This is a genomic window from Deferrisoma palaeochoriense, assembly GCF_054656955.1.
The window spans coordinates 26894-51428 of the sequence record NZ_BAAHXI010000023.1; the positions used below are offsets into that span (position 1 = coordinate 26894).

At 69.8% G+C, this 24535-nt stretch carries 19 protein-coding genes; 16 read left to right on the forward strand and 3 right to left on the reverse strand.

Annotation, left to right across the window (positions count from 1 at the left end):
* The first annotated feature begins 637 nt into the window (after positions 1–637).
* The 3 genes from ACYQ8L_RS08325 (at position 638) to ACYQ8L_RS08335 (ending at position 3545) form a co-directional block, all read left to right on the forward strand.
* A complete protein-coding gene (locus ACYQ8L_RS08325; RefSeq protein ID WP_459941322.1) occupies positions 638–1642 on the forward strand; it encodes a DUF72 domain-containing protein in 1005 nt (334 codons plus the stop codon).
* Positions 1642–2463, forward strand: a complete 822-nt coding sequence (locus ACYQ8L_RS08330) for a glycine/sarcosine/betaine reductase selenoprotein B family protein (protein ID WP_459941323.1) — start codon at positions 1642–1644, stop codon at positions 2461–2463. The genes ACYQ8L_RS08325 and ACYQ8L_RS08330 overlap by 1 nt, the downstream gene beginning before the upstream one ends.
* A gap of 305 nt (positions 2464–2768) precedes the next feature.
* The gene (locus ACYQ8L_RS08335; protein WP_459941324.1) at positions 2769–3545 is read left to right on the forward strand and encodes a histone deacetylase family protein; all 777 of its coding nucleotides are present in this window, start codon (positions 2769–2771) and stop codon (positions 3543–3545) included.
* On the opposite strand, the gene ACYQ8L_RS08340 is transcribed toward ACYQ8L_RS08335, so the two are convergent.
* Positions 3523–3807: an antibiotic biosynthesis monooxygenase family protein gene (locus ACYQ8L_RS08340; RefSeq protein WP_459941325.1), complete on the reverse strand. Its 285-nt coding sequence runs from the start codon at positions 3805–3807 to the stop codon at positions 3523–3525. The two genes, ACYQ8L_RS08335 and ACYQ8L_RS08340, sit on opposite strands and share 23 nt — an antisense overlap.
* 72 nt (positions 3808–3879) lie before the next feature.
* Complete coding sequence (locus tag ACYQ8L_RS08345) at positions 3880–5019, reverse strand: ribonuclease D (protein ID WP_459941326.1); 1140 nt, start codon at positions 5017–5019, stop codon at positions 3880–3882.
* A 156-nt stretch (positions 5020–5175) separates the two neighbouring features.
* Here ACYQ8L_RS08345 and ACYQ8L_RS08350 point away from each other — a divergent pair, with 156 nt between their 5' ends.
* The 11 genes from ACYQ8L_RS08350 to ACYQ8L_RS08400 all read left to right on the forward strand — a co-directional run bounded on the left by ACYQ8L_RS08350 (position 5176) and on the right by ACYQ8L_RS08400 (position 19650).
* Positions 5176–5625, forward strand: a complete 450-nt coding sequence (locus ACYQ8L_RS08350; protein ID WP_459941327.1) for an Hsp20/alpha crystallin family protein — start codon at positions 5176–5178, stop codon at positions 5623–5625.
* Positions 5626–5653: 28 nt separating this feature from the next.
* A complete protein-coding gene (locus ACYQ8L_RS08355; protein WP_459941328.1) occupies positions 5654–6052 on the forward strand; it encodes an Hsp20/alpha crystallin family protein in 399 nt (132 codons plus the stop codon).
* A gap of 154 nt (positions 6053–6206) precedes the next feature.
* Positions 6207–6599: a DUF309 domain-containing protein gene (locus tag ACYQ8L_RS08360; RefSeq protein WP_459941329.1), complete on the forward strand. Its 393-nt coding sequence runs from the start codon at positions 6207–6209 to the stop codon at positions 6597–6599.
* A gap of 339 nt (positions 6600–6938) precedes the next feature.
* On the forward strand, positions 6939–9992 hold the full coding sequence (locus ACYQ8L_RS08365) for an ATP-binding protein (protein WP_459941330.1): 3054 nt from the start codon (positions 6939–6941) through the stop codon (positions 9990–9992).
* Positions 9993–10237: 245 nt separating this feature from the next.
* Positions 10238–11221, forward strand: a complete 984-nt coding sequence (locus ACYQ8L_RS08370; protein WP_459941331.1) for a TAXI family TRAP transporter solute-binding subunit — start codon at positions 10238–10240, stop codon at positions 11219–11221.
* A gap of 97 nt (positions 11222–11318) precedes the next feature.
* The gene (locus tag ACYQ8L_RS08375) at positions 11319–13838 is read left to right on the forward strand and encodes a TRAP transporter fused permease subunit (RefSeq protein ID WP_459941332.1); all 2520 of its coding nucleotides are present in this window, start codon (positions 11319–11321) and stop codon (positions 13836–13838) included.
* A gap of 33 nt (positions 13839–13871) precedes the next feature.
* Complete coding sequence (locus ACYQ8L_RS08380; RefSeq protein ID WP_459941333.1) at positions 13872–14381, forward strand: universal stress protein; 510 nt, start codon at positions 13872–13874, stop codon at positions 14379–14381.
* Positions 14382–14526: 145 nt separating this feature from the next.
* Positions 14527–15894, forward strand: coding sequence for a sigma-54-dependent transcriptional regulator (locus ACYQ8L_RS08385; RefSeq protein ID WP_459941334.1), 1368 nt, complete (start codon positions 14527–14529; stop codon positions 15892–15894).
* Between the two features lie 194 nt (positions 15895–16088).
* On the forward strand, positions 16089–17285 hold the full coding sequence (locus ACYQ8L_RS08390; RefSeq protein WP_459941335.1) for a hydrogenase small subunit: 1197 nt from the start codon (positions 16089–16091) through the stop codon (positions 17283–17285).
* Positions 17275–18951: a nickel-dependent hydrogenase large subunit gene (locus ACYQ8L_RS08395; RefSeq protein ID WP_459941336.1), complete on the forward strand. Its 1677-nt coding sequence runs from the start codon at positions 17275–17277 to the stop codon at positions 18949–18951. Before ACYQ8L_RS08390 ends, ACYQ8L_RS08395 begins: the two co-directional genes overlap by 11 nt.
* Before the next feature lie 15 nt (positions 18952–18966).
* Positions 18967–19650 carry a cytochrome b/b6 domain-containing protein gene (locus ACYQ8L_RS08400; protein ID WP_459941337.1) on the forward strand — a complete coding sequence of 228 codons (684 nt, stop codon included), beginning with the start codon at positions 18967–18969 and terminating at the stop codon, positions 19648–19650.
* A 119-nt stretch (positions 19651–19769) separates the two neighbouring features.
* On the opposite strand, the gene ACYQ8L_RS08405 is transcribed toward ACYQ8L_RS08400, so the two are convergent.
* A complete protein-coding gene (locus ACYQ8L_RS08405; RefSeq protein ID WP_459941338.1) occupies positions 19770–21680 on the reverse strand; it encodes a flagellar assembly protein A in 1911 nt (636 codons plus the stop codon).
* A 237-nt stretch (positions 21681–21917) separates the two neighbouring features.
* Here ACYQ8L_RS08405 and ACYQ8L_RS08410 point away from each other — a divergent pair, with 237 nt between their 5' ends.
* Together ACYQ8L_RS08410 and ACYQ8L_RS08415 are read left to right on the forward strand one after the other, a co-directional pair.
* Positions 21918–23957: a TonB-dependent receptor plug domain-containing protein gene (locus ACYQ8L_RS08410; protein WP_459941339.1), complete on the forward strand. Its 2040-nt coding sequence runs from the start codon at positions 21918–21920 to the stop codon at positions 23955–23957.
* An 18-nt stretch (positions 23958–23975) separates the two neighbouring features.
* A partial coding sequence (locus tag ACYQ8L_RS08415) for a YfiR family protein (RefSeq protein WP_459941340.1) occupies positions 23976–24535 on the forward strand: 560 nt, incomplete at its 3' end.

Genomic DNA, 24535 nt, shown 5'->3' on the forward strand with positions numbered 1-24535 from the left:
ACCACGGGACCGGAGACCGCCGACCGGGGACCGGCTACCGACGTTGCTTGGATGCGGCCGACCGGGCCGGGGTTCCCTGCGATGCTGGGCAGCGGGGCGGCCGGGCAGCGAGGCGGCCCAAAAACCTCCGGGAGTCCGGCGTCCTTGTCGGTTCCACCTTGGGGGAACCCCTTCGGGGCACGACGTCCTCATCGATGGGCCGCCATCTCCCAGCGCGGAGTGTACCATCCGACGGCAACGGTGCCGAACCGCCACGGTGGCAGAGCCGATTCGGGACAACCGTCTGGTGCATGGGATGATGTTGGACACGCGAGGAGTTGCAGCCCCGCGGCCGCCTCGCCGCCCCGCTACTACTAACACCAACGGAAGTGTTGTCAGACCTCCGGTAGCTGCTACGGAACCCAGCGGGTGGGGGGCTGGTGGAGAGCCGGGTGCGGCCCCTCACGTCGCCGCGCCCCAGGACGCTTCGATTGCTTTGGAAGATTCGGAATTTCCGCTGCCGGCGCTTCGACCGACCGAGCCGGCAAAGGCATGCGAAGGCGCGGCGAATCGGGTGCCGCACTCGCGCCCGGCCGGAACCAGTCCCCCACCCGCATCCGGCAATACTTGTGAAGGTATTGGTAAGGAGTTCACCGCCGTGACCCTCACCGCCGATCCCGCCCGTTACCTCTTCCGGGGCCTCCACCCGCGCCTCCACCTGGGCACGGCGAGCGACCGGTACGCCGGGTGGATCGGCCAGATCTACTCCCCTGGGCGGTACGAGGGCCGGATCCAACGCCGGAAAAAGCGCGTAGGAGGAAGCACCTTCACGGAAGAGGTGCTGCCGGTGGACAGCGTGGCCGAGTACTTCGAGCACTTCGACCTGCTGGAGATCGATTACACGTTCTACGCCCCGCTCCTCGAGGACGACGGCCGGCCCACGCCCACGCTTCGGGTGCTCCGGCGGTACGCGGAGTTCGCCCCGGCGGGGGCGGGGTTCGTGCTCAAGGCCCCCCAGATGTTCTTCGCCCAGAAGGTTCGCGCGGGCGGGCGCTACGTGCCCAATGAAACGTACCTCGACGCCGAGGGCTTCCGGCGGCGGTTCTGGGAGCCGGCCGAGGGGCTTCTGGGGCCGGCCCTCCGGGCCGTGGTGTTCGAGCAGGAGTACCAGCGAAGCCGCGACCGGGAGCCGCCCGGCCGGGTGGCCGAGGCGCTCGACCGGTTTTTTGCGGCGTTGCCGCCCACCGGGCGGTTCCACGTGGAGTTGCGCACCGAGGCGTACCTCTCGGCGCCGGTGTTCGACGTTCTGGCGGCCCACGGGGTGGGCCAGGTGCTCTCCCATTGGACCTGGCTCCCGCCCCTTCGGGTCCAGTGGGCCCGGGGCGGGCGGCGGGTGCGAAGCGGTTCGGGGTGGCAGATCCTCCGACTCATGACCCCCAGGGGGATGCGCTACGAAGAGGCCTACGCCCGGGCGTTTCCGTTCAACCACATGGTGGAAGGGATGATGACCCCGGGAATGGTGGAAGACGCGGTGCACATCGCCCGGGAGGCCGTGGAGCGGGGGGCCGAGGTGGGGGTGATCGTGAACAACCGCGCCGGGGGCAACGCCCCGGAGATCGCGCGGCGGATTGCGGAAGCCTGGCTCGCGGAAGGAGGAATCTGATGGGCGGATGGAAGGACCGGATGCTCGCCAAGGTGTTCACCCGGTTTCCCGGGCTCGCCGCCCGGTGGGCCCAAGGGCTCGAGAAGGACCCGGATCGGGTCCCCTGGACGCCGGCGAGGCGGCCGCTGGCCGAGGCCACCGTGGCCCTCGTCACGACCGGAGGCGTGCACCTTCGCGACCAGCCGCCGTTCGACATGGCAGACCCTGACGGGGACCCGTCGTTCCGGGAGATCCCCGTGGATACCTCGCCCGGGGCGCTCACCATCACCCACGACTACTACGACCACACCGACGCGGAGAAGGACCTCAACCTGGTTCTCCCCGTGGAGCGGCTCCGGGAGGCCGTGGACGCAGGCGCGGTGGGGGCGCTTCACCCGGTGGCGTATTCGTTCATGGGGCACATCGACGGGCCCCATGTGGAAACCCTGCGCCGGAAGACCGGACCCGAGGTGGCCGGGCGGCTCGCCCGCGCCGGGGTGGACTACGCGCTCCTCGTTCCCGCCTGAGGCATCTGCAACCGGTCCGTGGGACTGGTGGCGCGGGCGGTGGAGGCGGCCGGGGTGGCCACGGTGGCCCTTTCGATCGTGCGGCAGATCACGGAGAAGACGCCGCCGCCGCGGGCCCTGTTCCTCCGGTTCCCTTTCGGGCACGCCTTGGGCGAGCCGGGGAACCGAAACCAGCATCTGGAGATTCTCCGCCGGGCTTTCGAGGTGCTTTTTACGGCGCCGGGCCCCGGCACCCTCGTGGACGCGGGGCTTCGCTGGCGCCGCGAAACCTACCCCGAGCCGGACTGGGAGGCGTGGAGGCGGCTGGGCGGCTAGGCGGCGACGCGGCTGGGCGGCTGGGCGGCTGGGCGGCTGGGCGGCTGGGAGGCTGGGAGGCTGGGCGGCTGGGCAGCTAGGCAGCTAGGCAGCTAGGCAGCTAGGCGGCATAGGGCCGGGAATCGTGAATCGTAAATCGTGGATCGTTGTGGGCTGCTCACCTGAAGTTGTGGAGGTGGGGCGGTCCTCGCGGTAGGCACGGCCGAGGGGGCTCTACCCGCCCAGGAGGCGGGAACCCGCTCGGGCATCGAGGGGGGCTCCGGCCCCTCCGGTTTCCTCGCTTTTGGGCTTCAAGAGGTGTCCCCATGCACATCGTTTGGAGCGAGCGGTTTCTCGAGGAGTACACCGGGGACCCTGCGGCGCGGGCCGGTCGGCTCGAGCCGACCGTGGCGGCGCTGGAGGGCTTCGGGGAGTGGGTGGAGCCTTCGCCGGCCCCGGAGGAGGCCGTTCTCCGGTGCCACACGGCGGACCACCTGGACTGGGTGCGCCGGTGCGGGGTGTGGGAGATCGCGGCGCTCGCGGCGGGGGGCGCGATCGAGGCGGCGCGGTTGGCCCGGAAGGCGCCGGCCTTCGCCCTGGTGCGCCCCCCGGGCCACCACGCCTCGGCGCACCGGGCGTGGGGGTTTTGCTACCTCAACAACTTGGCCATCGCCCTCGCCGACCGCAGGGCCGCGGGGGACCTGGAACGGGCGCTCGTCCTGGACATCGATCTCCACTTCGGGGACGGCACCGTGAACATCCTGGGGAGCGAACCGTGGGTCGCGATCAGGAACCCGGAGGGGATGACCCGCGACGAGTTTCTGCGGCAGGTAGCAAACGCGCTCGCGGGCTTCGAAGGGGATTGGATCGCGGTGTCCGCCGGGTTCGACCGCCACGCCCGGGACTGGGGCGGACTCCTGGAAACCGAGGACTACGGCGCCATCGGCCGGATGGTGGGGCAGCGGGCCCGGGCTCTCGGCGCGAACTGCTTCGCGGTCTTGGAGGGCGGGTACAACCCGGCCGCCATGGCCGAGGCGGCGCGACGTTTCTGCGAGGGGATCGAGGCCGGCTGGGCCGGCCTCACACCGGCTCGCACACCGTGATCCGCTCGGGTTCGGCGAGCATGGGGGCGATGTTCGCCATGACCCGGTGGCGGGCCTCCGAGGCGGCCCACCGCTCCCAGGCCCCCCGGTCGGCCCAGGTGGAGACGATCACGAAGTGGTCGGGGTCGGCCACGTCCCGCAGGGTCTCCCCCGAGATGTAGCCCTCGTGGTGCACCGCGTGGGCCCGCATGTTCCGGACCGCCAGTTGATACGCCTCCAGCATCGAAGGATTCACCTTCCGCTCGATCAGCACCCGCACCATGGCCGCACCTCCTCGATGACAGGGTGGGGAACCGCCGCTACGCCACCGAGGCTAGCGCGGGGCCGCCTCTTGTCAACCGGCGGTCGAGAGCGCGGCGAGAAGCTCCGGACCCACCACCTCCTGCTGCCAGACCTTCAGGTTCGTCGCGAGCCACCCGGGGGCTTCCGCCGGGTCGAGGCGGGCCAGCCGTTCCAGGGTGGCGGAGTTGACGAGGAGCCCCGGGTCGAGCCCGAGGCGCTTGGCGAGGCGGGTCCGCGCCCGTTTGAGCCGTTTGAGTCGGGCCTCCTCCCGTTCCGTGAGCGGGACGTAGGCGGTGGTTTCCCGCCGGGGCCAGGCCTCCGGGGGCAGGGCCAGGGCCTCTTCCACCGCGGCCACCACGTCGTCGGCGATCCGCGCCAGGAGCGCTTTCCCCACCCCTTCGGTCTGGAGGACGGCGGCCCGGGAACGGGGCGGGCGGGCGGCCCAGTCGAGGAGGGTCTGGTTCGAGAGCACCTTGAAGGCCGGGCGGTCCCACTGCCGCGCGTACCGGTCGCGAACCTCGAGGAGGGCCTGGAGCACCGCGAGGTCCCGGGGGCCCAGGGCGTGGGCCCCTTTCACCTTCCACACCGTTGGGCCGTTGGTATCGGCGGGCTCTGCCGCCTCGAGCCGCCGGCACTCCTCCTCGACCCAGGCACCTCGCCCGAGTTTCTCGAGTTCCTCCGTAAGCCGGTCGCGCAGGGGCAACAGGTATGCCGTGTCGAGCGCCGCGTACGCCAGGAGGTCCGGCGCCAGCGGCCGGGCCGACCAGTCGGCCCGCTGGTGTTTCTTGTCGAGCCGGATCCCGAAGAACTCCTCCAGAAGCGCCGCCAGGCCGAACCGGGGCCGGCCCGTGAACTGGGCCGCGATCATGGTGTCGAACACGTTTCGGACCGACACGCCCCGGTCCTTCTTCAGAAGCCGGATGTCGTAGTCCGCGCCGTGGGCCACCTTCTCCACCGACGGGTCCTCCAGGATCCGGGCGAACGCCGGGAACCAGCCGTCGTCGGTGAGGGGATCGAGGATCCAGTTCCCACGCTCGGTCGAGGCCTGCACCAGGCAGACCTTTTCGCGGTAGCTGTGGAGGCTGTCGGCCTCGAGATCCACGGCGAGGCGCGAGGCCGTGGCCAGTTCGGCCACGGCCTCGCGCGCCGCCGCATGGTCGGCTGCGTACACGAAGTTCACCGGGTTCGGCACGAGCGTCTTCCTTTCCGGATCATGGGGTGCAGTGGGGCGGCGGCATTGTGGCACCCCGCGGGTCCCCTTGCCAACGCGAAGGGGCGGACTTAGGTTCCGCGCCGAACGGAAGCCTAATCAAACCGCCCCGTGTCACAGGGGGAAAGGAGGTCGATCATGGCGGTCTGGGATCCTTTTCGGGAGTTGGAGCGGTTGCGCCAAGAGATGGACCGGATCTTCGAGGGGGTGCTGCCCACCCGCGGATGGACCCTGGAGTTCATGCCGGGGGTGGCGGCCCGGCGGTACCCCCGGGTCAACGTGGCCGAGCAGGACGACCAGTTCATCGTGGAGGCCCTGGCCCCGGGGGTGGACCCGGCGAGCCTCGATGTGACCGTCAAAGACAACGTGGTGACCATCTCGGGCGAAAAGCCCGCGCCCGAGGGCGTGAAGCCCGAGGCGTTCCACCGGAACGAGCGGGCCGCCGGGCGGTTCGCCCGCAGCGTGGAGCTCCCCGCCGAGGTGGACCCCAACAACGTGAAAGCCGTGTACGCGGACGGGATCCTGCAGGTGGTGCTCCCCAAGGCGGAGGAGGCGCGTCCGCGTAAGATCGCGATCGAGGTCGGCTGAGAACCCGGATTCTCGGAGGAGGTGAGCCATGAACGCGGTGGAGAGGACCGTTCCCGAGACCGCGCCCGCCACGGCGGCGAGCCAGGAGGTGACCCGCCAGCCCCAGCGGTACGCGGTGCCCCTGGTGGACATCTACGAGGAGGATGACAAGCTGGTGGTGCTGGCGGATCTGCCCGGGGTGAAGAAGGACGGGCTTTCGATCCAGGTGGAGCAGGGGATTCTCACGATCGACGGTCGGGTGGAGCGCGACACCCCGGGCCGGGTGCTCGTGCGGGAGTTCACCCTGACCCCGTTCTTCCGCCAGTTCCGGATCACCGAGGCGATTGACACCGAACGGATCCGGGCGAGCCTCAAAAACGGGGTGCTCCGGCTCGAGCTGCCGAAGGCCGAGGAGGCGAAGCCGCGGAAGATCCCGGTGGAAACCTGAACCCCGTGCGGGCGTGGGAGCGGCGGGGAGACCCGAGAAGGGTCTCCCCGCGTTCCGTTTGGAGACCGTGGCCCCGGGGGGTGGCCAAATCCGGGAAGCTTGGTAGGCTTTGCGTCCCAAGGGCAGAACCCGGAGCGGGGCGAGAGGGTGCGCGATGGACGCGAGGCTGCGGGACGGCATCACCCGGTTTGAGCAGGGCCGGTACCTGGAGGCCCAGCGCATCTTCGAGGAACTTCGCCGGGAAGCCGAGGGGGCCGATCGGGAGTTCTACCAGGGGTGGGCGGAGTTGGCCGCGGCACTGTTTCACCGGGACCGCGGCAACGGCACGGGTGCCCGGCGCTGCTTCGAGCGGGCGCGCGCCCACTGGTCGGCCGTGGGCGAGGAGCACGGGGGGCTCCGGCCCGGGGAGTTTCTCCGGGCCATTGAGGAGGCGCTGGGCCGCGACTGGGAACGGGTGCGGTTTGACCCGGACCGGACCGGTCTGGTCGAGCTGGACCGCCGCCTGGCCCGCCGCGGCGCGGGGCCGGGTGCGTCCCGGCATTCCTAATCCCAACGGGAGTAGTGTCGGAGCCCGGTCTTTGGTGCGGGAACTAAGGGGTGGGGGGCTGGTGGAGAGCCGGGTGCGGCCCCTCACGTCGCGGCGCCCCCACCAGGCTTGGGTCGTTTTGGAAGAACCGGACCGTCCGCCACCGGGGCCCCGACGTACCGGGCTGACGGCGGCATGAGAAGGCGCGGCGAAACGGGTGCCGCACTCGCACCCGGCCGGAGCCAGCCCCCCACCCGCATCCGGCAACCGTCTTGAAGGGGTTGGTAAGGCGTTTCTCCCACCCACAAGGGGATGGTATTCTCGGCCCGCCGGCACAGGCCTTCTCCCTTCCCCGAGAGTATGCGCATCCGAATCCCCCTGTTTTGGAAACTCCTCGTCTGGTTCCTGGCCCTCAGTTTGCCTCCGCTCCTGTGGTTCGGCCTCGATGCGGCTCGCCGGGTCGAGGATGTCGGCCGGGAGGCTGTGGAGCGCTCGAGCGAGGCCTTGGACGAACGGGCCCGGGAGGCCCTGGAGCTCCAGGCCCAACTCGTGGCCGACCGCATCGCGGCGTTTCTGGAAGAGCGGGTGGCCGACCTGCGGGCCCTGGCCGGGGCGCCCCGGGATCCCGGCACGTTCGGCGCGCTTGCACGAGCCCGTACCGGGGTGCTGTGGCGACGGGTGCGCAAGCCCGACGGCACGGTGGGGGAGGTGCGGGAGGCCGTGCCGCTGTATGCCGAGGTGGCCTGGGTCGGGCCCGACGGGCGCGAGCGGTTTCGGTTCGACCACGGCGCCCCGGTGGCGCCCGGGGCGCTCCGGGATGTGGGCCGGCCCGAGGGCACCACCTTCGGGGTGGAGGACTACTTCCGGGCGTGCCTGGCGTTGCCGCCCGGGGAGCCCTGGATCGGTCACGTGGTGGGGCGGCACGTCTCCCGGCCGGAGCAGCTCGCCGGCGCCGAGACCGTGGAGGAGGCCGTGGGAGGCGCCGAGTACCGCGGCATCGTCCGGTTCGCCTTAGCGGTGCGGGGCCCCGGGGGGAAGCCCGAAGGCGTGGTCGCCCTGGCCCTCGATCACCGCCACCTCATGGAGTTCACCCAGCACGTCCTACCTCTGAGCCGGCAACAGACCGTCTTCCCGTCGTACCTTTCGGGAAACTACGCCTTCCTGTTCGACGACGAGGGCTGGATCATCGCGCACCCCAAGCTCTGGGACATCCGGGGCCTGGGGCCCGATGGCCGGTGGGTGCCCCCGTACACCGAAGACTCGAGCCCCGCGGACGTGGAAGCCGGCCGGATCCCCTTCAACCTGGATCAGGCGGCCTTCGTTCACCCCAACTACCCCTTGGTGGCCCGGGAGGTGAGGGCGGGGCGAAGCGGGGTCACCCGCACCTACAACGTGGCCGGCGTGGACAAGGTGATGGCCTACGCCCCGGTGCGGTTCGCCCACGGCCCGTACCGCAAGCACGGCGTGTTCGGCGGGGTGACCATCGGAGCCCGCACCGAGGCGTTCCACGAGGCGGCGGTCCAGACGGCCCGGGCCATCGGGGATGCCTCGGCCGAAACGCTCCGCACCGGACTCGTGCTGGCGTGGGTGCTGGGGCTCGCCATCCTGTCCGCCTCGTTCGTTCTTTCCACCCACATCTCCCGCCCTGTCCAGACCATGGCCCGCATGGCCCGCCGGATCGCGCGGGGCGACCTGGGGGCCCGGGTGGAGGTCCACACCCGGGACGAACTGGCGGATCTGGCCGCGGACCTGAATCACATGGCCGGCTTGCTCGAGGAGAAGAACCGCTCCCTCGAACGGAGTCTGGAGGAGCTTCGGGCGAGCCGGGACGAGGCGCGGGAGAGCGCGGCCCGGCTCGAGGAGCAGCTTCGGATCCTCGGCCAGATCCAGTCCATCAGCGAGTTCCTGGGCACCACATTCGACCGCGATGCGGCGCTCAAGGTGATCCTGGACGCCGCGACCTCCGGCCTCGGCCTGGACCGGGCGGTCCTGTACCTCGTGGAGCCGCCGGGGGGCGACACCCTGCTGGCCGTGGCCGTGGCCGGGTTCGACCCGGTGGAGGAACTCCGGATCCGGCAGCAGCCCTTCTCGCTCCGGGCCCACGACTGCGTGGCCACCCGGGTGGTGCGCTCGGGGCGGCCGAAACGGGTGGAGTCCCTCGCCGACCCGGACCTCACGGCGCTCGATCTCCGGATCGCCCAAGCCGCGGGGACGAACTCGTTCGTGTACGTCCCGATGAAGATCCGCGACCGGGTGGTGGGGGGGGTGGCGGCCGACAACGCGCTCACGAACCGTCCGGTGCCGGCCCACCTGGACGGCCCCCTGCAGATTCTCGCGGGCCAGGCGGCCCGGGCCGTGGAGCGCTCGCGGCTGTTCGAGGAGGTGAGGGAGGCCCGGCGGTTCGTGGAGACGGTGCTCGACAGCCTCGCGAGCGGGGTCATCACCCTGGACGCCCGGGGTCGGGTGCTTTCGCTCAACGCCTATGCCCGCTCGTTTCTGGCCGTTCCGGGGGAGACGGCGGGAACGCCCGTGGAGGCCCTCGGGCTCGCCGACGACGAGGTGGCCTGGATCCGCGATCTCCTCCGGGGCGAGGGTCTGGAGCCCCGGGAGTTTTCCCGCGAGGGGCCCGACGGTCCCCGGGAGTTCGTGTGGGTGCCCAGCCGGCTGCCTTCTCCCGGGGCTCCGGGAGGCCTCATCCTCCAGTTTCGCGATGTGACCCAGGAGCGGGCGATCCGCCGGAGCCTGGAGCGGATGGACCGCCTGGCCTCCCTGGGGCGGATGGCGGCCGGCGTGGCCCACGAGGTCCGAAACCCCCTGACGGGGGTGGCGCTCTTGCTCGATGACCTCCACGACCGCGCGGGCGAGCCGGCTGACCGGGAGGCCCTGCGCAGGGCCATGGGGGAGATCGAGCGGCTCGAGGGGATCGTGCAAGAACTCCTCGACTACGCGCGGGTCGAGGCGCCCCGGAGGGAACGGTGCCCCCTTTCCTCGGTGGTGCGCTCCACCCTGTTCTTGGTGGAGAAGGAGGCCCGGCGCCGCGGGGTCCGGGTGGAGCACCGGTTCCGGGACGAGGGGGAGTGCTGGGCCGACCCGGACAAGATGAAACAGGTCGTCCTGAACCTGTGTCTGAACGCCGTCCAGTCCATGGGGGAGGGGGGCACCCTGCGCATCGAGGTGGGGCGGGACGGTGGCGGGGCGGTGCTCCGCGTGGCCGACACCGGCCACGGGATCCCCGAGGACGTGAGGGATCGGATCTTCGAACCGTTCTTCAGCCTCCGCCCCGGGGGCACCGGGCTTGGGCTGTCCATCGCCCACTCGGTGGTCGAGGAGCACGGCGGGCGGATCGAGGTCGAGAGCGAGGTGGGGAAGGGCACCACCTTCACGCTTTGGATTCCGGCGCAACCGGGAGGGTAACCGGCCCGACCGATGGGCCCGGCCGAGGTGGCGGAATCCGGCCATGCCCGGCCGCCTTCGGCCGCTCCGGACCGGGGACGAAGGGAGAAGAACGCCGTTCTTGGGCGCATTCCAAGACGGCGCGGGCCGGGCACGGAGTTTGAATTGGGGGTAAACCCAGCCGGGACGCCTTGACCGGCGGATGGAACCGGCTAGATTGGTGCAGCCAACCGTTTTTTCACCCCAACGAAAAAGGAGGAACGACCATGCGAACTCGCCGATGGATGTGGTTTGCCCTCGGGACGGCGGCGCTTCTCGCCCTTTCCCCGGCCGCGCTGGCGAAGGTGCGGCTCGCGTTTTCCGGGGGGCCGGAAGGCGGGACCTTCCAGTACTTCTCGAACGGCATCGCCAACTACCTGTCGAAGAAGATCCCGGACCTCGAGGTGTCGAACATGGCCTCGGCCGGGTCCCTGGAGAACCTGCGCCGGGTCAATTCCGGGGAGGCCGATTTCGGGATCGTGTACTCGGGCGACACCTATCTGGGCCGTAACGGCCGCCTGACGAAAGACCCGAAAAAGTACACCAACGTGTGGGCCATGGCCTATCTCTACGGCGCCCCGGCACACCTGATCGTGAAGGCCGATAGCGGCATCAACAAGGTCGAGGATCTCGTGGGCAAGCGGGTCGCCGTGGGCGGTGCGGGATCCGGCGCGGCCGGTGCGGCCCAGCGGTACTTCACGGCCCTGGGCTTGTGGGACAAGATGAAGGTGGAGTTCATCGGGTACAGCAAGGCCGCCTCGGCCCTGGGCGACAACCTGATCGACGCCATGTGGGTGTTTGCGGGGTTCCCGAACGCCTCGGTGATCCAGGCGGCGGCCAGCAACAAGATCAAGCTCCTGGACGTGGTGGAGGCCGGTAAGAAGGCCGGGTTCTTCGAGCAGTACCCGTTCTACACCGAGCTCGTGATCCCCGCCGGCACCTATAGCGGGGTGGACTACGACGTGCCGTCGTTCCAGGACTCGGCGCTGTGGGTTGCCGGTGCCCACGTGAAGGACGAGTACGTGTACAACGCCCTGAAGGAGATCTTCTCCAAGGAGGGCCTGGCCTACATGGTGAAGGTCAAGAGCACCGCCAAAGCCATGTCGGTGGAGGACGGCCTCAAGGGGATCGTGACCCCGATCCATCCCGGTGCCGAGAAGTTCTGGCGGGAGAAGGGGTTGACCATCAAGCCGGAGCACACCGCCCGTTAGAGGGGCGGATCCGGTCGCAACTGCTGAAAGAAGCGGGGCCCACGGGGCCCCGCTTCTCGCGTGAACGGGCCGCAGGGGCTACGGCAAGGAGCGGGTCATGGCGGAAGAGCTGAAAACGGCCGAGGACGTGAGCCCGGAAGAAAAGGCCAAGCTCAAAGAACTGCTAGAAAAGGACGCCAAATCGGCCCGGCCGGTGACCGGGTCGTGGCGGTGGATCGTCTCGGCCCTCGGGGCCATCATGGTCGTGTTCTATTTCTACACGGCCGGCATCACCTCGGTGGCCACCCAGTACCACCGGGGCGTGTACGTGTTCATCACGTACGTGCTGATCTTTCTCCTCTACCCCGCCGGGAAGACCTGGGTCCGGGGCGTGCTCTCGCTGTTTCTGGGTGTTGTGGTCTCGTGCGCGGCCGCGATCCTCTTCTTCTACCCGGTGGAGATGGGGTTCGGCGCGAAGATGGCCGAGGTGATCGCGGCGGCCTTTTCGGGGCCCATCTGGGACGCGTTGAGCAACGGGTTCACCAAGGCCGTGGAGCTTTGGCTGCCCGATGTGATCGCCTTCCACGAGCGGCTCATGGCCGTGTATCGCGAGGGGTGGGGCCAGGCGGTGGGGCTGTGGCCCTTGGCGGCGGGTTCCCTGGCCGTGGCGGCGGGGATCTGGGTGTGCGACGGGTGGATGATCCGCCGACGGCCCCAGAACCCCTCGCTGTCCGACATCCTCTTGGCTCTTTGTTCCGCCGCGGTCGTTTACTACTGGATCCACGAGTTCGAGGTGCTCAACTACCGGGCCGGGGCGGAGAACGAGCTCGACGCGCTGGTGAGCGTGGTGGGTGTGATCCTGTCGCTGGAGGTGTGCCGCCGGGTTCTCGGCTGGGCCATGACGCTGATCGGGATCGGCGCCCTATGCTACGGGTACTTCGGCCCGTATTTTCCCGACATCATCGCCCACCGGGGGTTCGGGTTCGAGCGGCTGTGCACGGCGCTGTACCTCACCACGAACGGGGTGTTCGGGGTGATGGCCAATGTGCTGGCTACCTACGTCATCCTGTTCATCTTCTTTGGTGCCTTTCTCCAGGCCTCCGGGGCCGGCCGGTTTTTCATCGATTTGCCCATGGCCCTGGCCGGCCGCACCACGGGGGGGCCGGCCAAGGTCGCCGTGATCGCCTCGGCGCTCTTCGGGTCGGTGTCGGGGAGCGCCATCGCCAACACGGTGTCCACGGGCGCCTTTACGATCCCCCTCATGAAACGCGCCGGGTTCCGACCCCACGTTGCCGGCGCCATCGAGCCGGCGGCCTCGATCGGGGGCATGTTCATGCCGCCGATCATGGGGGCCGGCGGGTTCTTGATGGCCGAACTCACGGAAACCCCTTACGCGCACATCATGGCCATCGCTGTGGCCCCGGCGCTTCTTTACTTTCTGAGCGTGTTTTGCATGATCCATTTCGAGGCGAAAAAGCAGGGGATCACCGGGGTCGCGGGTGAGAACCTGGAGCACTGGACGGTGGTGCTCAAAAGGGAATGGTACTTCTCCCTGCCCCTTATCATCATCACGGTGCTGATGATCATGGGCCGGTCGCCGGGGTACGCCGCGTTCTGGGCCACGCTGTCGTGTATCGCGGTCAGTTGGGTGCGCAAGGAAACCTGCATGGGACCTCGGGAGATCTGGAACGCGATCCTCACGGGGGCCAACAACACCCTGATCATCGGCGCCACCGTGGGGGTGATCGGTATTATCGTGGGCACGATCTCCCTGACCGGGATCGGGCTCAAATTCTCCGACATCATCATCTCCCTGGCCGGGGGGAACCTGCTCGCGGCGATCCTCCTGGTGGGCCTGGCGTCCCTCGTGCTTGGGATGGGGGTGCCGGTGACCGCGGCCTACCTCATCACGGCGGTGCTGGCGGTTCCGCCCCTCACCGAGATGGGGGTGGTGCTGATCGCCGCCCACATGATCGTGTACTGGTTCAGTCAGGATTCCAACATCACCCCGCCCGTGTGTGTGGCGGCCTACGCCGGGGCCGCGATCGCGGGGGCGGACCCGTGGAAAACCGGATGGACCAGCTTCAAGTTCGCGAAACTCCTCTACGTGATGCCCCTGCTGTTCGCGTACACTCCGGCGATCCTGTTCGAGGGCAAACCCATCGTCGCCCCCCAGTGGGACGACGATCTGATGGGCGCCATGGTGACCACGGTGAAGGTGAAGGTGGGCGATCCGTTCGAGAAGGGCGACGTGATCGCCGAGGTGCTGGACGGTGAGCAGGTGAAGCAGATCGTGGCCCAGAGGGATGGGATCATCAAGGACCTGAAGATCCGGCCCGGGCAGCACATCGACGGGGGGATCGTGGTGGCGGAAACCCGGGCCAAGCCGTTTGCGATCTTCTCCTCGATCCTTTCGGCCACACTGGGGACAATCGCATTTTCGGCGCTGACCATGTTCTACCTGATCCGGAAGACGAACCCGCTGGAGTGGATCCTACTCGCGGTCGCCACGGTGCTGCTGTACTGGCCCACGTTCCTCACTGACGCCGTGGGCCTGGTGCTCGTGGCCCTCGTGTACCTGAGCCAGAAAGCCCGGAACCGGCGCGACGCCGCCCGCGCGGCGGCCGCCCCGGCGTGAGCCGGCCGGTTGGCCGGGAAAGGGACGAAAGCGATGCTGCCGAAGATCCGGAAAATCCTTTTCGCGACCCGTTGGGGGCCCAACGCCGGATACGTGTTCCGCTACGCCCTGGGGCTCGCAAAGGACCTGGGCGGGGAGGTCATGGTGCTCCACGTGGTGGAGACCCTGAACCCGCGGCAGGAGGCCCTGGTGGAAGGGTATGTGGGCCGGGGCACGCTGCACCACATCGTGGAGCAGGTAGAGGCGGCCCAGGCGGAGGTGGTGCGAGCCAAGGTCGCGGAGTTCTGCCGCGAGGTGCTGCGGGACCCCGGTTGCGAAGGCCTGGTGCGCGAAGTGGTCGTGGCCGAGGGCGACCCGGCCGAGCAGATCGTGACCCACGCCCGGCAGTGGGGGGCGGACCTCGTGGTCCTGGCGGCCCACGCGGAGAGAACGTTTCTCGATGCCATTGTGGGAAGCACGGCCCGGAAGGTCGTGGAGACCTCCCCGGTACCGGTGCTCACGGTTCACGTGCCGGGAGAGGTGCCCTCCCGGCCCCAGCCGTAGGTTGTGCCGCCCCGGAGAGAGGGTCCGCCCAAAGGCGAGGGAGATCTCCGGCCCTTCTCCAGGGGGTGGCGAGCGGGATGCCCCAACCCAAAGATGGTCCCCAGGGTGTGCGGGGCCCCGAAACGTTGGCTGTTGAGGAGTCGAAGTGGCATCCATCCTCATTGTGGACGACGAGGTGTTCCTTCGGGATCAACTCGGCCGGATCCTGGGGGAGGAGGGGTATGCCGTGCGGGGCGTGGGCACGGGGTCCGAGGCCTTGGCCGCCTTCGACGAGGAGGCCCCGGACCTGGTGCTCCTGGATCTGAACCTCCCCGACCGCCACGGGATCGAGGTGCTCCGGGACCTGAGGGCCCGGGACCCGGACCTCCTGGTCATCGTGATCACGGGGTACGGCTCGGTGGAAAGCGCGGTCGAGAGCCTGAAGCTCGGCGCCTACGACTACGTGAAGAAGCCCTTCAAGGCCGACGCGATCAAGCTGATCGTGCGGCTCGCCCTGGAGACCCAGGTCCTGCGGCGGCGGGTCCGGGTGCTCCGGGAGCGGGAGCTCGGCCCCGGGGGACCCGTGATCGCCGAGAGCCCGGCCATGCGGGAGGTGCTTCGGCAGGCCGAGGACGTGGCCGCCCACCCCGACACCACGGTGCTGATCACCGGCGAGAGCGGCACCGGCAAGGAGGTGGTGGCGCGGCTCATCCACAACCTCTCGGCCCGGGCGGCCGCGCCGTTTCTCGAGGTGAACTGCGCCGCCATCCCGGGGAGCATCCTCGAAAGCGAGCTCTTCGGCCACGAGGCCGGGGCGTTCACCGACGCCCGCCGGCCCAAGGAGGGCCTCCTCGAGGCGGCCGACGGCGGCACGGTGTTCCTCGACGAGGTGGGGGACATGGACCCCGGGCTCCAGGCCAAGCTCCTCCGGTTCCTGGAAACCCGGCGGTTCCGGCGGGTGGGCGGGGTGCGGGAGACCCGGGTGGACGTACGGGTCATCGCGGCCACGAACCGGGATCTCCGGGAGGCCATCCAGGAGAAGGGGTTCCGGGAGGATCTCTACTACCGGCTCAACGTGTTCCCGATCCACGTGCCGCCCCTCAGGGAGCGGCCGGAGGACGTGCTCCCCCTGGCCCAGCACTTCCTGGAGGAGTTCGCCCGGCGGTTCCACAGGCCGGTTTCGGCCATCTCCGCCGAGGCCCAGGCGCGGCTCCGGGCCTATCCCTGGCCCGGCAACGTCCGGGAGGTGCGAAACCTGATGGAGCGCCTGGCCATCACCTGCCGGAGTCGGGAACTCGGGCCCGACGATCTCCCCCCCGAACTCCGGGGAGACACCGCCGCGGGGCCGGGGCGGTGGGTGCTGCCGGCCGACGGCTGCGACCTCGAGGCCCTGGAACGGGACCTGGCCCGGTGCCTCATCACCCAGGCCCTGGAACGCACGGGGGGCAACGTGAGCCAGGCGGCCCGGCTCCTGGGCCTGCCCCGGGGCACGCTCCGGCACCGCATGGAGAGCCTGGGGATCCGGCCGGGGTAGCGGGCGGTGTCCATAAGCAAAAAGGATTTGGAGGCGTAGAAGTCTTTTGGGTGAAAATGCGAGACGGGAGATAAGTCTTGACAGCGGAAAGGTGATTTCCTAAAAGAAAACGCGTTCTGTTTTGCGTTGCGTTTGGCATCGGGAGGAGTGTCGTCCTTTAGGCGGGCCGGTTGGCCCGGAAAGGAGGTCCTCTCATGCCGCGATGTTTCCGCCCCCCAGTACCCCCTCCCCTCGACGAGGTCGAGCGCCGCCTGGACCGGCTGGAGGCCCGGTTCCACGACCGGGGCCGGTCCCTAGAGGACCTTTTGGCCTCCAAGGGCATCTCCCGCCGGTCGTTTCTCAAATGGACCTCCATGATGACGGCGGCCCTGTGGCTGCCGCCCGCCTTCGAGCGGTCGGTGGCCCGGGCCGCGGCCGTGGCCACCCGGGTGCCCGTGGTGTGGCTCCACCTCCAGGAGTGCACCGGGTGCACCGAGAGCGCACTGCGGTCGGCCTACCCGGGGATCACGGAACTCATCCTCGAATACCTCTCCCTGGACTACCACGAGACGATCATGGCCCCGGCCGGGGACGCCGCCGAGAAGAGCCTCGAGGACACCCTCGAGGCCCACCGGGGCTCCTACCTGTGCATCATGGAGGGCTCGATCCCCACGGCGATGGGGGGGAAGTTCCTGCGGTTCGGCCCCCGGGGCGAGACCGGTCTCGACCTGGCCCGGCGGGTGGCGGCCGGGGCCAAGGCCGTGATCGCCATCGGCCACTGCGCGTCCCACGGCGGGCCCCAGTCGTCGGCCCCGAACCCGACGGGCGCAAAACCGGTCCACAAGGCCCTGGGCATTCCCACGATCCGGATCCCCGGGTGCCCCTACAACGGGGTGAACCTGGTGGGGACCGTACTCCACCTCCTCCTCACGGGTGAGGTCCCGGCCCTGGTGGACGGCCGGCCCGTCTGGGCCTATGCCAAGCGGATCCACGACACCTGCCCCCGGAGGGCCCATTTCGACGCCGGCGAGTTCGTGGAGCAGTGGGGGGACGAGGGGGCCAAAAAGGGGTTCTGCCTCTACAAGATGGGCTGCAAGGGCCCCTACACATGGAACAACTGTAACGAGATCCAGTGGAATGAGGCGGCGAGCTTCCCGATCCGGGCCGGCCACGGGTGCATCGGGTGCAGCGAGGAGGCGTTCTGGGACCACATGGCCCCGCTGGAGGAACCCCTGGCGGAGGCGGGGATCGCCATCCCCTACCTGCGGGGCATCGAGGGGTCGGTGGACGCGGTGGGCTGGACGCTGATCGGGGCCACGGCCGTGGGGATCGCGGGCCACGCGGTCTACAGCGCAGCCCTGAAGAAGAACGGAAAGCCCGGCCAGGGCGAGGAGGGGAGCCATGGCGCGTAAGATTATCGACCCGATCACCCGGATTGAGGGGCATCTCCGGATCGAGGTGGAGCTCGACGGCAACCGCATCGTGGACGCCTGGAGCTCCGGCATGATGTTCCGGGGCATCGAGACGATTCTCCGGAACCGCGACCCCCGGGACGCGCCGCTCCTCACCCAGCGGATCTGCGGGGTGTGCACCCACGTGCACTACGACGCCTCCATCTGGGCCGTGGAAAACGCGTTCCACGTGACCCCGCCGCCGGCGGCCCGGATCGTGCGAAACCTCATCCTGGGCACCCAGCTGGTCCAGGACCACATCATCCACTTCTACCACCTCCACGGCCTGGACTGGGTCGACATCGTTTCGGCCCTGAGCGCCGACCCGAAGAAGGCCCAGGACCTGGCCCACGAGTTTTCGGACGACCCCTGGAACGCCGACGCCAAGCACCTGGAGGCCGTGAAGAACCGGCTCGCCGCGTTCGCGAAGAGCGGCCAGTTGGGGCCGTTCGCCAACGGCTACTGGGGGAACCCGGCCTACCGGCTCCCGCCCGAGGCGAACCTGCTCATTGCCTCCCACTACCTCGACGCCCTGGAGGTCCAGCGGCTGGGCGGGCAGGTGCTCGCGATCCTCGGGGGCAAGGAGCCCCACACCCAGACCCTGGTGGTGGGCGGGGTGACCTGCGTCGAGGACCTCCTCAACCCAAAGCGGATCGGGGACGTCCTGTTCCGGATCCGCAAACTCGGGGAGTTCGTGCGGCGGGCGTACATCCCCGACGTCCTGTTGGCCGGGAGCGTCTACGCGCCAGAGGGGCTCCAGGGGATCGGGGCGGGGCATGGCAACTTCCTCGCCTACGGGGCCTACCCCCTCTCGGACGACCTCGACCGCAGCCGGCTCTTCATGCCCCAGGGGGTGATCCGGGGGAAGGACCTCACCCGGGTCGAGGACTTCGACCCGGCCAAGGTCTCGGAGTTCGTGACCCACTCCTGGTACGCGTACCCCAACGAGTCCGAGGGCCTTCACCCCTCGAAGGGCGTGACCGAGGTCCGGTACACCGACCTCGGGCCCGACGGCCACGTGCAGGGCGACGGCAAGTACTCGTGGCTCAAGGCGCCCCGGTACGACGGCGAGCCGATGGAGGTGGGGCCCCTGGCCCGGGTGCTCGTGGCCTACGCCCGGGGCGTGCCCGAGGTGCGGGCCCTGGTGGACGGCACCTTGAAACGCTTGGGCGCCCCGGCCACGGTGCTGTTCTCCACCCTGGGCCGCACGGCCGCCCGGGCCCTCGAGACCCAGTGGATGGCCGATGCGCTCCCCGGGTGGGTGGAGGAGCTCGTGCGGGTCATGAAGGTGGACGGCCGCACGTTCGCGCCCTACACGCCCCCCAAGGACGCCGTGGGGTTCGGCCTCACCGAGGCCCCCCGGGGCGCCCTCGGCCACTGGGTCGAGGTACGGGGCGGGCGGATCGCCAACTACCAGTGTGTGGTGCCCACCACTTGGAACGCGGGGCCGCGGGACGCGGCCGGCCGGCGGGGTCCCTATGAGGAGAGCCTCGTGGGGATCGAACTGGCCGACCCGGACCAGCCCCTGGAGATCCTGCGCACGATCCACTCCTTCGACCCGTGCATCGCTTGCGCCGTGCACGTGCTGCGCCACGACGGACCGGCGCGCACGGTGCGGGTGCTCTAAAGGGGAGGTGGGGCCATGATCCGAAGGGTGCGGCGCATGACCGTGATGATGCGGATCATGCACTGGGTGTTGGCGCTGTCGGTGCTCGTGTGTTTCGTGACCGGGCTTTATATCGCGAAGCCCTTCTGGTTTCGGCCGGCCCCGGGGCCGGCGGACGTGCTCGTGATGGGAAACATGCGGTTCGCCCATTTCGTGGCCGCCATGCTGGTGGACGTGGCGTTCCTGAGTTGGTGTTATCTGTTCCTCTTTTCCCTGGAGGAGCCGTTCGTCCGGAGCGTGCTCCCTTGCCGGAAGCGGTTCCGGGAGGCCTGGGCCATGCTGGTGCACTACTTCACCCTGCGCAACAAGCCGCCCACCCGGGAGCCGGGGATCGATCCCCTGAACGCGTACGGGTTTTTGGTGATCCACTTTTTCGTGCTCGTCCAGATGATCACCGGGTTTGCCCTCATGCGACCCACCTTCAGCCATGCGAACTCCCTGGTGCCGCTCTGGCCCCGGATCCTGGAGGTGTGCGAGGCCGTGTCGGTGGCCGTGTTCGGGAGCGTGGTGGGGGTGCGCCACGCCCACCACCTGGCGGCGTTCGTGATCGTGGCCCTCGCCGTGATCCACATCTATCTGCAGATCTGGCGGGACATCTTCTGGACCGAGGGCCATATCTCGGTGGTGTTCAGCGGGTACAAGTACGTGGAGGAGGAGTGAAGGGGAGGCGCGGGGCTTCGGCCCGGGGCCGTCGCCCCGTTGCCGGGGGAGTCTGGGGAGAAACGGGGGGTTCCGCGCCTCCGAGCTTCCGAGCCTTCCAGCTTTCTCGCCCCCTCAGCTCACATCCGCCGCCAGGCCACGCGGTTCGTCTCCGGATCGTAGTAGAGCACCACGTGGCGCAGGGTTTCGGTGAGGACCACCGAGGCCACGGAACAGGTGACCCGGGTGCCGGCGTGGATCTCGCCGGCCACGGCCACCTGGGCCGCCTGCTGTTCCCGCTGGAGGGCCGCGAGCTCGTCCCGGCGCTGGGTGAGTTCCTTGTCGCGCTGGTAAAGGGCCTGCATTTTCTGGAGGAGGTCGATCTTCCCCTTGCGTAGCGGCGGGGGGATCCGGGCGAGGGCCGTGCGGGGGTCCTTCAGGAAGTCGCGGCCCAGGTTCGACTGGAGGATCTTGATCTCGTCGAGGATCGCGGCCCGTTCCTTGTCAATCTTCTCGATCTCCCGGGTGACCCGCAGGTCCACCCCCACGGCCACGTGGGTTTGGGCCGAGGCGCTCCCCACCACCCGGGCCTCGATCCCCAGGGCCGCGTTGATCTCCCCGCCCAGGAGGGCCCCCTGGCCGGCCAGGGCCCGCACCCGGCCCCGGGTGTAGACTAGGGCGTTGGTGATGGAGTTGGCCACCTCCACGTCGCCGTCACTCTCCACCCGGGAACTCAGCACGTATTTGGCCTTGACCCCGCGCCCCCCGGACACCGAGGCCTCGGCCGTCACGCCGCCCCGGATCGTCACGGTTCCCCCCGCCCGGATCGTGGCGGTCTCGACGTCGCCCGAGATCTCGACGTCCCTTCCCGCCTCCACCTGAAACCCGGGTTTCACCCCGCCCCGGATCCGGACGGCCCCCGAGGCCCGGATGTTCCCGGTCCGATAGTCCACGTCGCCGGGTACCAGGTACTCGTCCACGATGTGGAACTTGCCGGCCTTGAGGACCACCATGCCGTCGGCCGCGGCCAGGATCCGGGTGCCGTCCTCGCTCGGGGCGGTGTTGTCCCCGGGCTTGAGCCCGTGGAACCGCTCCAACTTGGCCCGGAGCCGGGTGCCGTCCACCCGGAACCCGTCCACGGGTTCCACCGCCGGGATCACCTCGGCAAGCGCATCCCCCTTGCGGACGTTCTTGACCGCCTCGGCCTCCCGGAAGTCGATCCGGCCGCCGTCGAGGACCTTTCCGATCTTTTTCTCGGGATCGAACAGGAGGCGGTAGCCCGCCTCCCGGCCGTGGACCGGCTCCCGGCCGCGGGCCGCCACGGTCACCACGGGTTGCCCCCGGGTCCGGGCCTCGCGCACGGCAACGGCCACGGCCTGGGCGTCCACGCCGGCGCGCACGCCCAGTTGGGCGAGGGCTTCGAGGAGGCGGCGCACCTGGGCCTCCTCGTCGAGCTTGGGGTCGGCCACCACCGTGAGCCGGGCTTCCATGTGGTCGTCCGACACCACAAGACCCGGCGCCACCCACAGGCGGCCCCGGTCGAACAGGACGATGCCGTAGACCTCGGTCCGAAAGGTGTGGTCCTCGCCCGCGTCCGCCACGCCGTCTCCAGCAAGCACGGGAATGTCCCGGCCGTCCGGGGCCGGGATCGGCGTGCCGAGAAGGCTCTTCCCCGGAATGCCGGCGGAGGCGGGGGTCTTCTGGAGGAGGGGGTCGCCCGGGTACACCGCGTTCTGGGGATAGAGGGCGAAGGGGTCGGCGCCGTCCTCCAGGGGGGTCTTTCGAACGGGAAAAAAAGGAAGGATCTGGGCGGGAACACCGGGTTGGGGCGGTTCCCCCCGGGCGATCACGACCCCGTCCTCGGGCGCCTGCCCCCCTTCGAACACCGAGAGCGCCATCCGGATGCGGTCGGGCGAGGGCGCCGGTTGGACGCCGAGCTCGGCGAGTCGGGCGAGAGCGGCCCGGGTGGCCTCCTCGAGATCGAAGGGCCCCTCGGCCCGGTAGGCGACCGCCTCCAGCCCTCCCTTCCTGAGTTCGATTCGTACGGCCACGCGGTCCTCCGTGGGGTGGCGGCTTCGGAGCGGAAGGTCTTGTCCTCTCGTCGATCGGCGGGCGGCACGAAAAACTTTACACACCGGCCCTGATTCCGGCGCGGGGTTGGGGTGTCCGGTGGAAACGAGAAGGCGGCCCCCCTATAGTCCGCGTGGGCTCCCGCCGATAGGGAACCATCGGTTGAAAGTGGGGGGTGCTCGGGATGAGGTCCGGGAGAAGGAACAAGGAGCGTGGAAATGCGCAGGATGGGTGTGGGGACGCGATGGCTCCTGTGCCTCGCGGCGTCCGTGTGGTTCTTGGGGAGTGCCGGGGCGGCCGAACGGTCGCTTCTGGACCTTGACCTCCGGGAGTTGGCCGAGGTGCAGGTGACCTCGGTGTCGCGAAAGCCCCAGAAGCTCGCCGAAACCCCGGCGGCCGTGTACGTCATCACCGCCGAGGAGATCCGTCGCTCCGGCGCCACCACCCTGGCCGAGGCGTTGCGGCTCGCGCCGGGGGTGGAGGTGTCGCGGATCAACGCGAGCACCTGGGCCGTCACGATCCGGGGCGGGGCGGACCGGTTCAGCAACAAGCTCCTCGTCCTGGTGGACGGCCGGTCCGTGTACACGCCGCTTTTTTCCGGGGTGTACTGGGACGTCCAGGACATCGCGCTGCAAAACGTGGAGCGGATCGAGGTGATCCGGGGCCCGGGGGCCTCGGCATGGGGGGCCAACGCGGTCAACGGGGTGATCAACGTCATCACGAAGCCGGCCGCCGAGACCCAGGGATGGACCGCCGAGGCGCTGGCCGGGACTGAGGAGCGGGCCCAGGGGTTCCTGCGGTACGGAACCCGGGTGGCCCCCGGCGTCTGGGCGAGGGGGCATCTCCGATACGCGGACCGGGATGCGGGGGGAGATGCCCTGGGGGTTGACGCGGATGACGACTGGCAGGCCCTTCGGGGGGGCTTCCGGGTCGACGGCGAACCGGGCGGGGCCGACCGCTGGTCCCTGCAGGCCGAGGCGTACCGGGGGTGGAACGACCTCGCCTACGCCGATGCGACCCGCCGGGTCCTGGGAGCCGAGGATCTCCTGGGGCTTCCCGTGCTCGAGGACCGGGTGCGAACCCACGGGGGATGGATCCTGGGCTCCTGGACCCACGTGACCGAGGGGTTTTCGGAGTGGCAGGTCCAGTTCTACCTGGACCGGACCGTGCGGGACGAACCCCTGCTCGCGGAGACCCGCGACACCTGGGACCTCGATCTCAAGCATCGGATCCCCCTGCTCCGGGGGCAGGAGATCCAGTGGGGCCTCGGGATGCGCCGAACCGCCGACCGGCTGGACGGTTCCGAGGTGGTCTCGTTCGGGAGCGAACGGGAGGCCGACCTCCTGTGGAGCGCTTTCGTCCAGGACGAGGTCTCCCTCGCGGGGGACCGCCTCCGGCTCCTGGTGGGCACCAAGGTGGAGCGAAACGAGTACACCGGGGTGGAGTGGCAGCCGACGGCGAGGGTGCTCGGCCGGCTCGCGCCCCACGTGGCCGCGTGGGCGGCCTGGTCCCGGGCGGTCCGCACCCCGAGCCGGGCCGAGGACGACGGTCGGATCACGAGCGGGTTCGTGCCGCCGGGGGCGGCGGCCGCGTTCGACGGGCCGCCCAATCCGGATCCGGTGCCGATGCGGCTCGAGCCCTCGGGGAACTTCGAGAGCGAGGTGCTCTGGGCCTACGAGGCGGGGGTTCGGTTCCTGGCCGGCCGGAGCCTCTCGGTGGATGTGGCCGGGTTCTGGCACCGCTATGATGACCTTCGGACCTTCGAGCCGCTGCCGCGGGAGACCCCGGACGACCCGGTGCTCGTTCGCGCCGACAACCGGGCAAGGGGGCGGTCGATCGGGTTCGAGGCGGCCGTGGACTGGTTCCCGACGGACTGGTGGCGGGTGTACGGGGCGTACGCGTGGGAGGCCCTGGACATCGAGTTGGACGACGGCAGCCGGGACGTCTTCACCGAAAACGAGGAGGGCCGAAGTCCCCGGCACCGGCTTTCGGTGCGCTCGTCCATGGACCTCGGGGCCGGGTGGGAGTTCGACGTCTGGGGCCGGTACGTGGGAGCCCTGGAGCAGGACGAGGTGGACGCCTATACCGAGCTCGATCTTCGGCTCGGGTGGCGCCGGGGCCCCTGGCGGGTGGATCTCGTGGGCCAGAACCTGCTCGGGCCCTCCCACCTGGAGTTCGTTCCGGGGAAAGCGATCCAGACCCTCCCCACCGAGGTGGAACGGGGGGCGTACGTTCGGGTGTCGCTCGAGCTTCCGTAGCGCGGGGGAGGGTGAGACGTGACGCGGAGGGGGTTTTTCCGGCGGTTGGGGGCGATGGGGCTGGCACTGGTGCCGGGCCTGGCCTGGGCGGCACCCCGCAGGGCCCGCGAACAGGATGTCAAGCTCGCGTACCTCTACAACCTCGTCCGGTTCACCCGGTGGCCCGAGGGGGTGCCGGCCGAGGGCGAGCCCTTTCGGTTCGGGCTGTGGGGCGGCGACCCGTTCGGGGCCGCCTGGGACGACCTGGCGCTGCGGCGGGTCGGCGGCCGGCCCGCCGAGGCGGTCCGGGTCCGGAACCCGGACGAGGCGCTTCGGTGCCACGCGCTCTTCCTCGTGGAGGAGGACGGCGCGTCCCTGGGGTGGATGCTCGAGGCGGTCCGGGGGCGCCCGGTCCTGACGGCCGGGGACGCGCCGGGGTTCGTGGATCGGGGGGGGATGGTGGGGTTCGTGCACCGGGACGGGCGGATCCGGTTCGAGATCAACGTGGGCGCGATGCGCCGGAGCGGGCTTCGGATGAGCGCCGACGTGCTGCGGCTGGCCGTGCGGGTGGTCGGCCTGGAAGGGAAGGGTGATGTTTC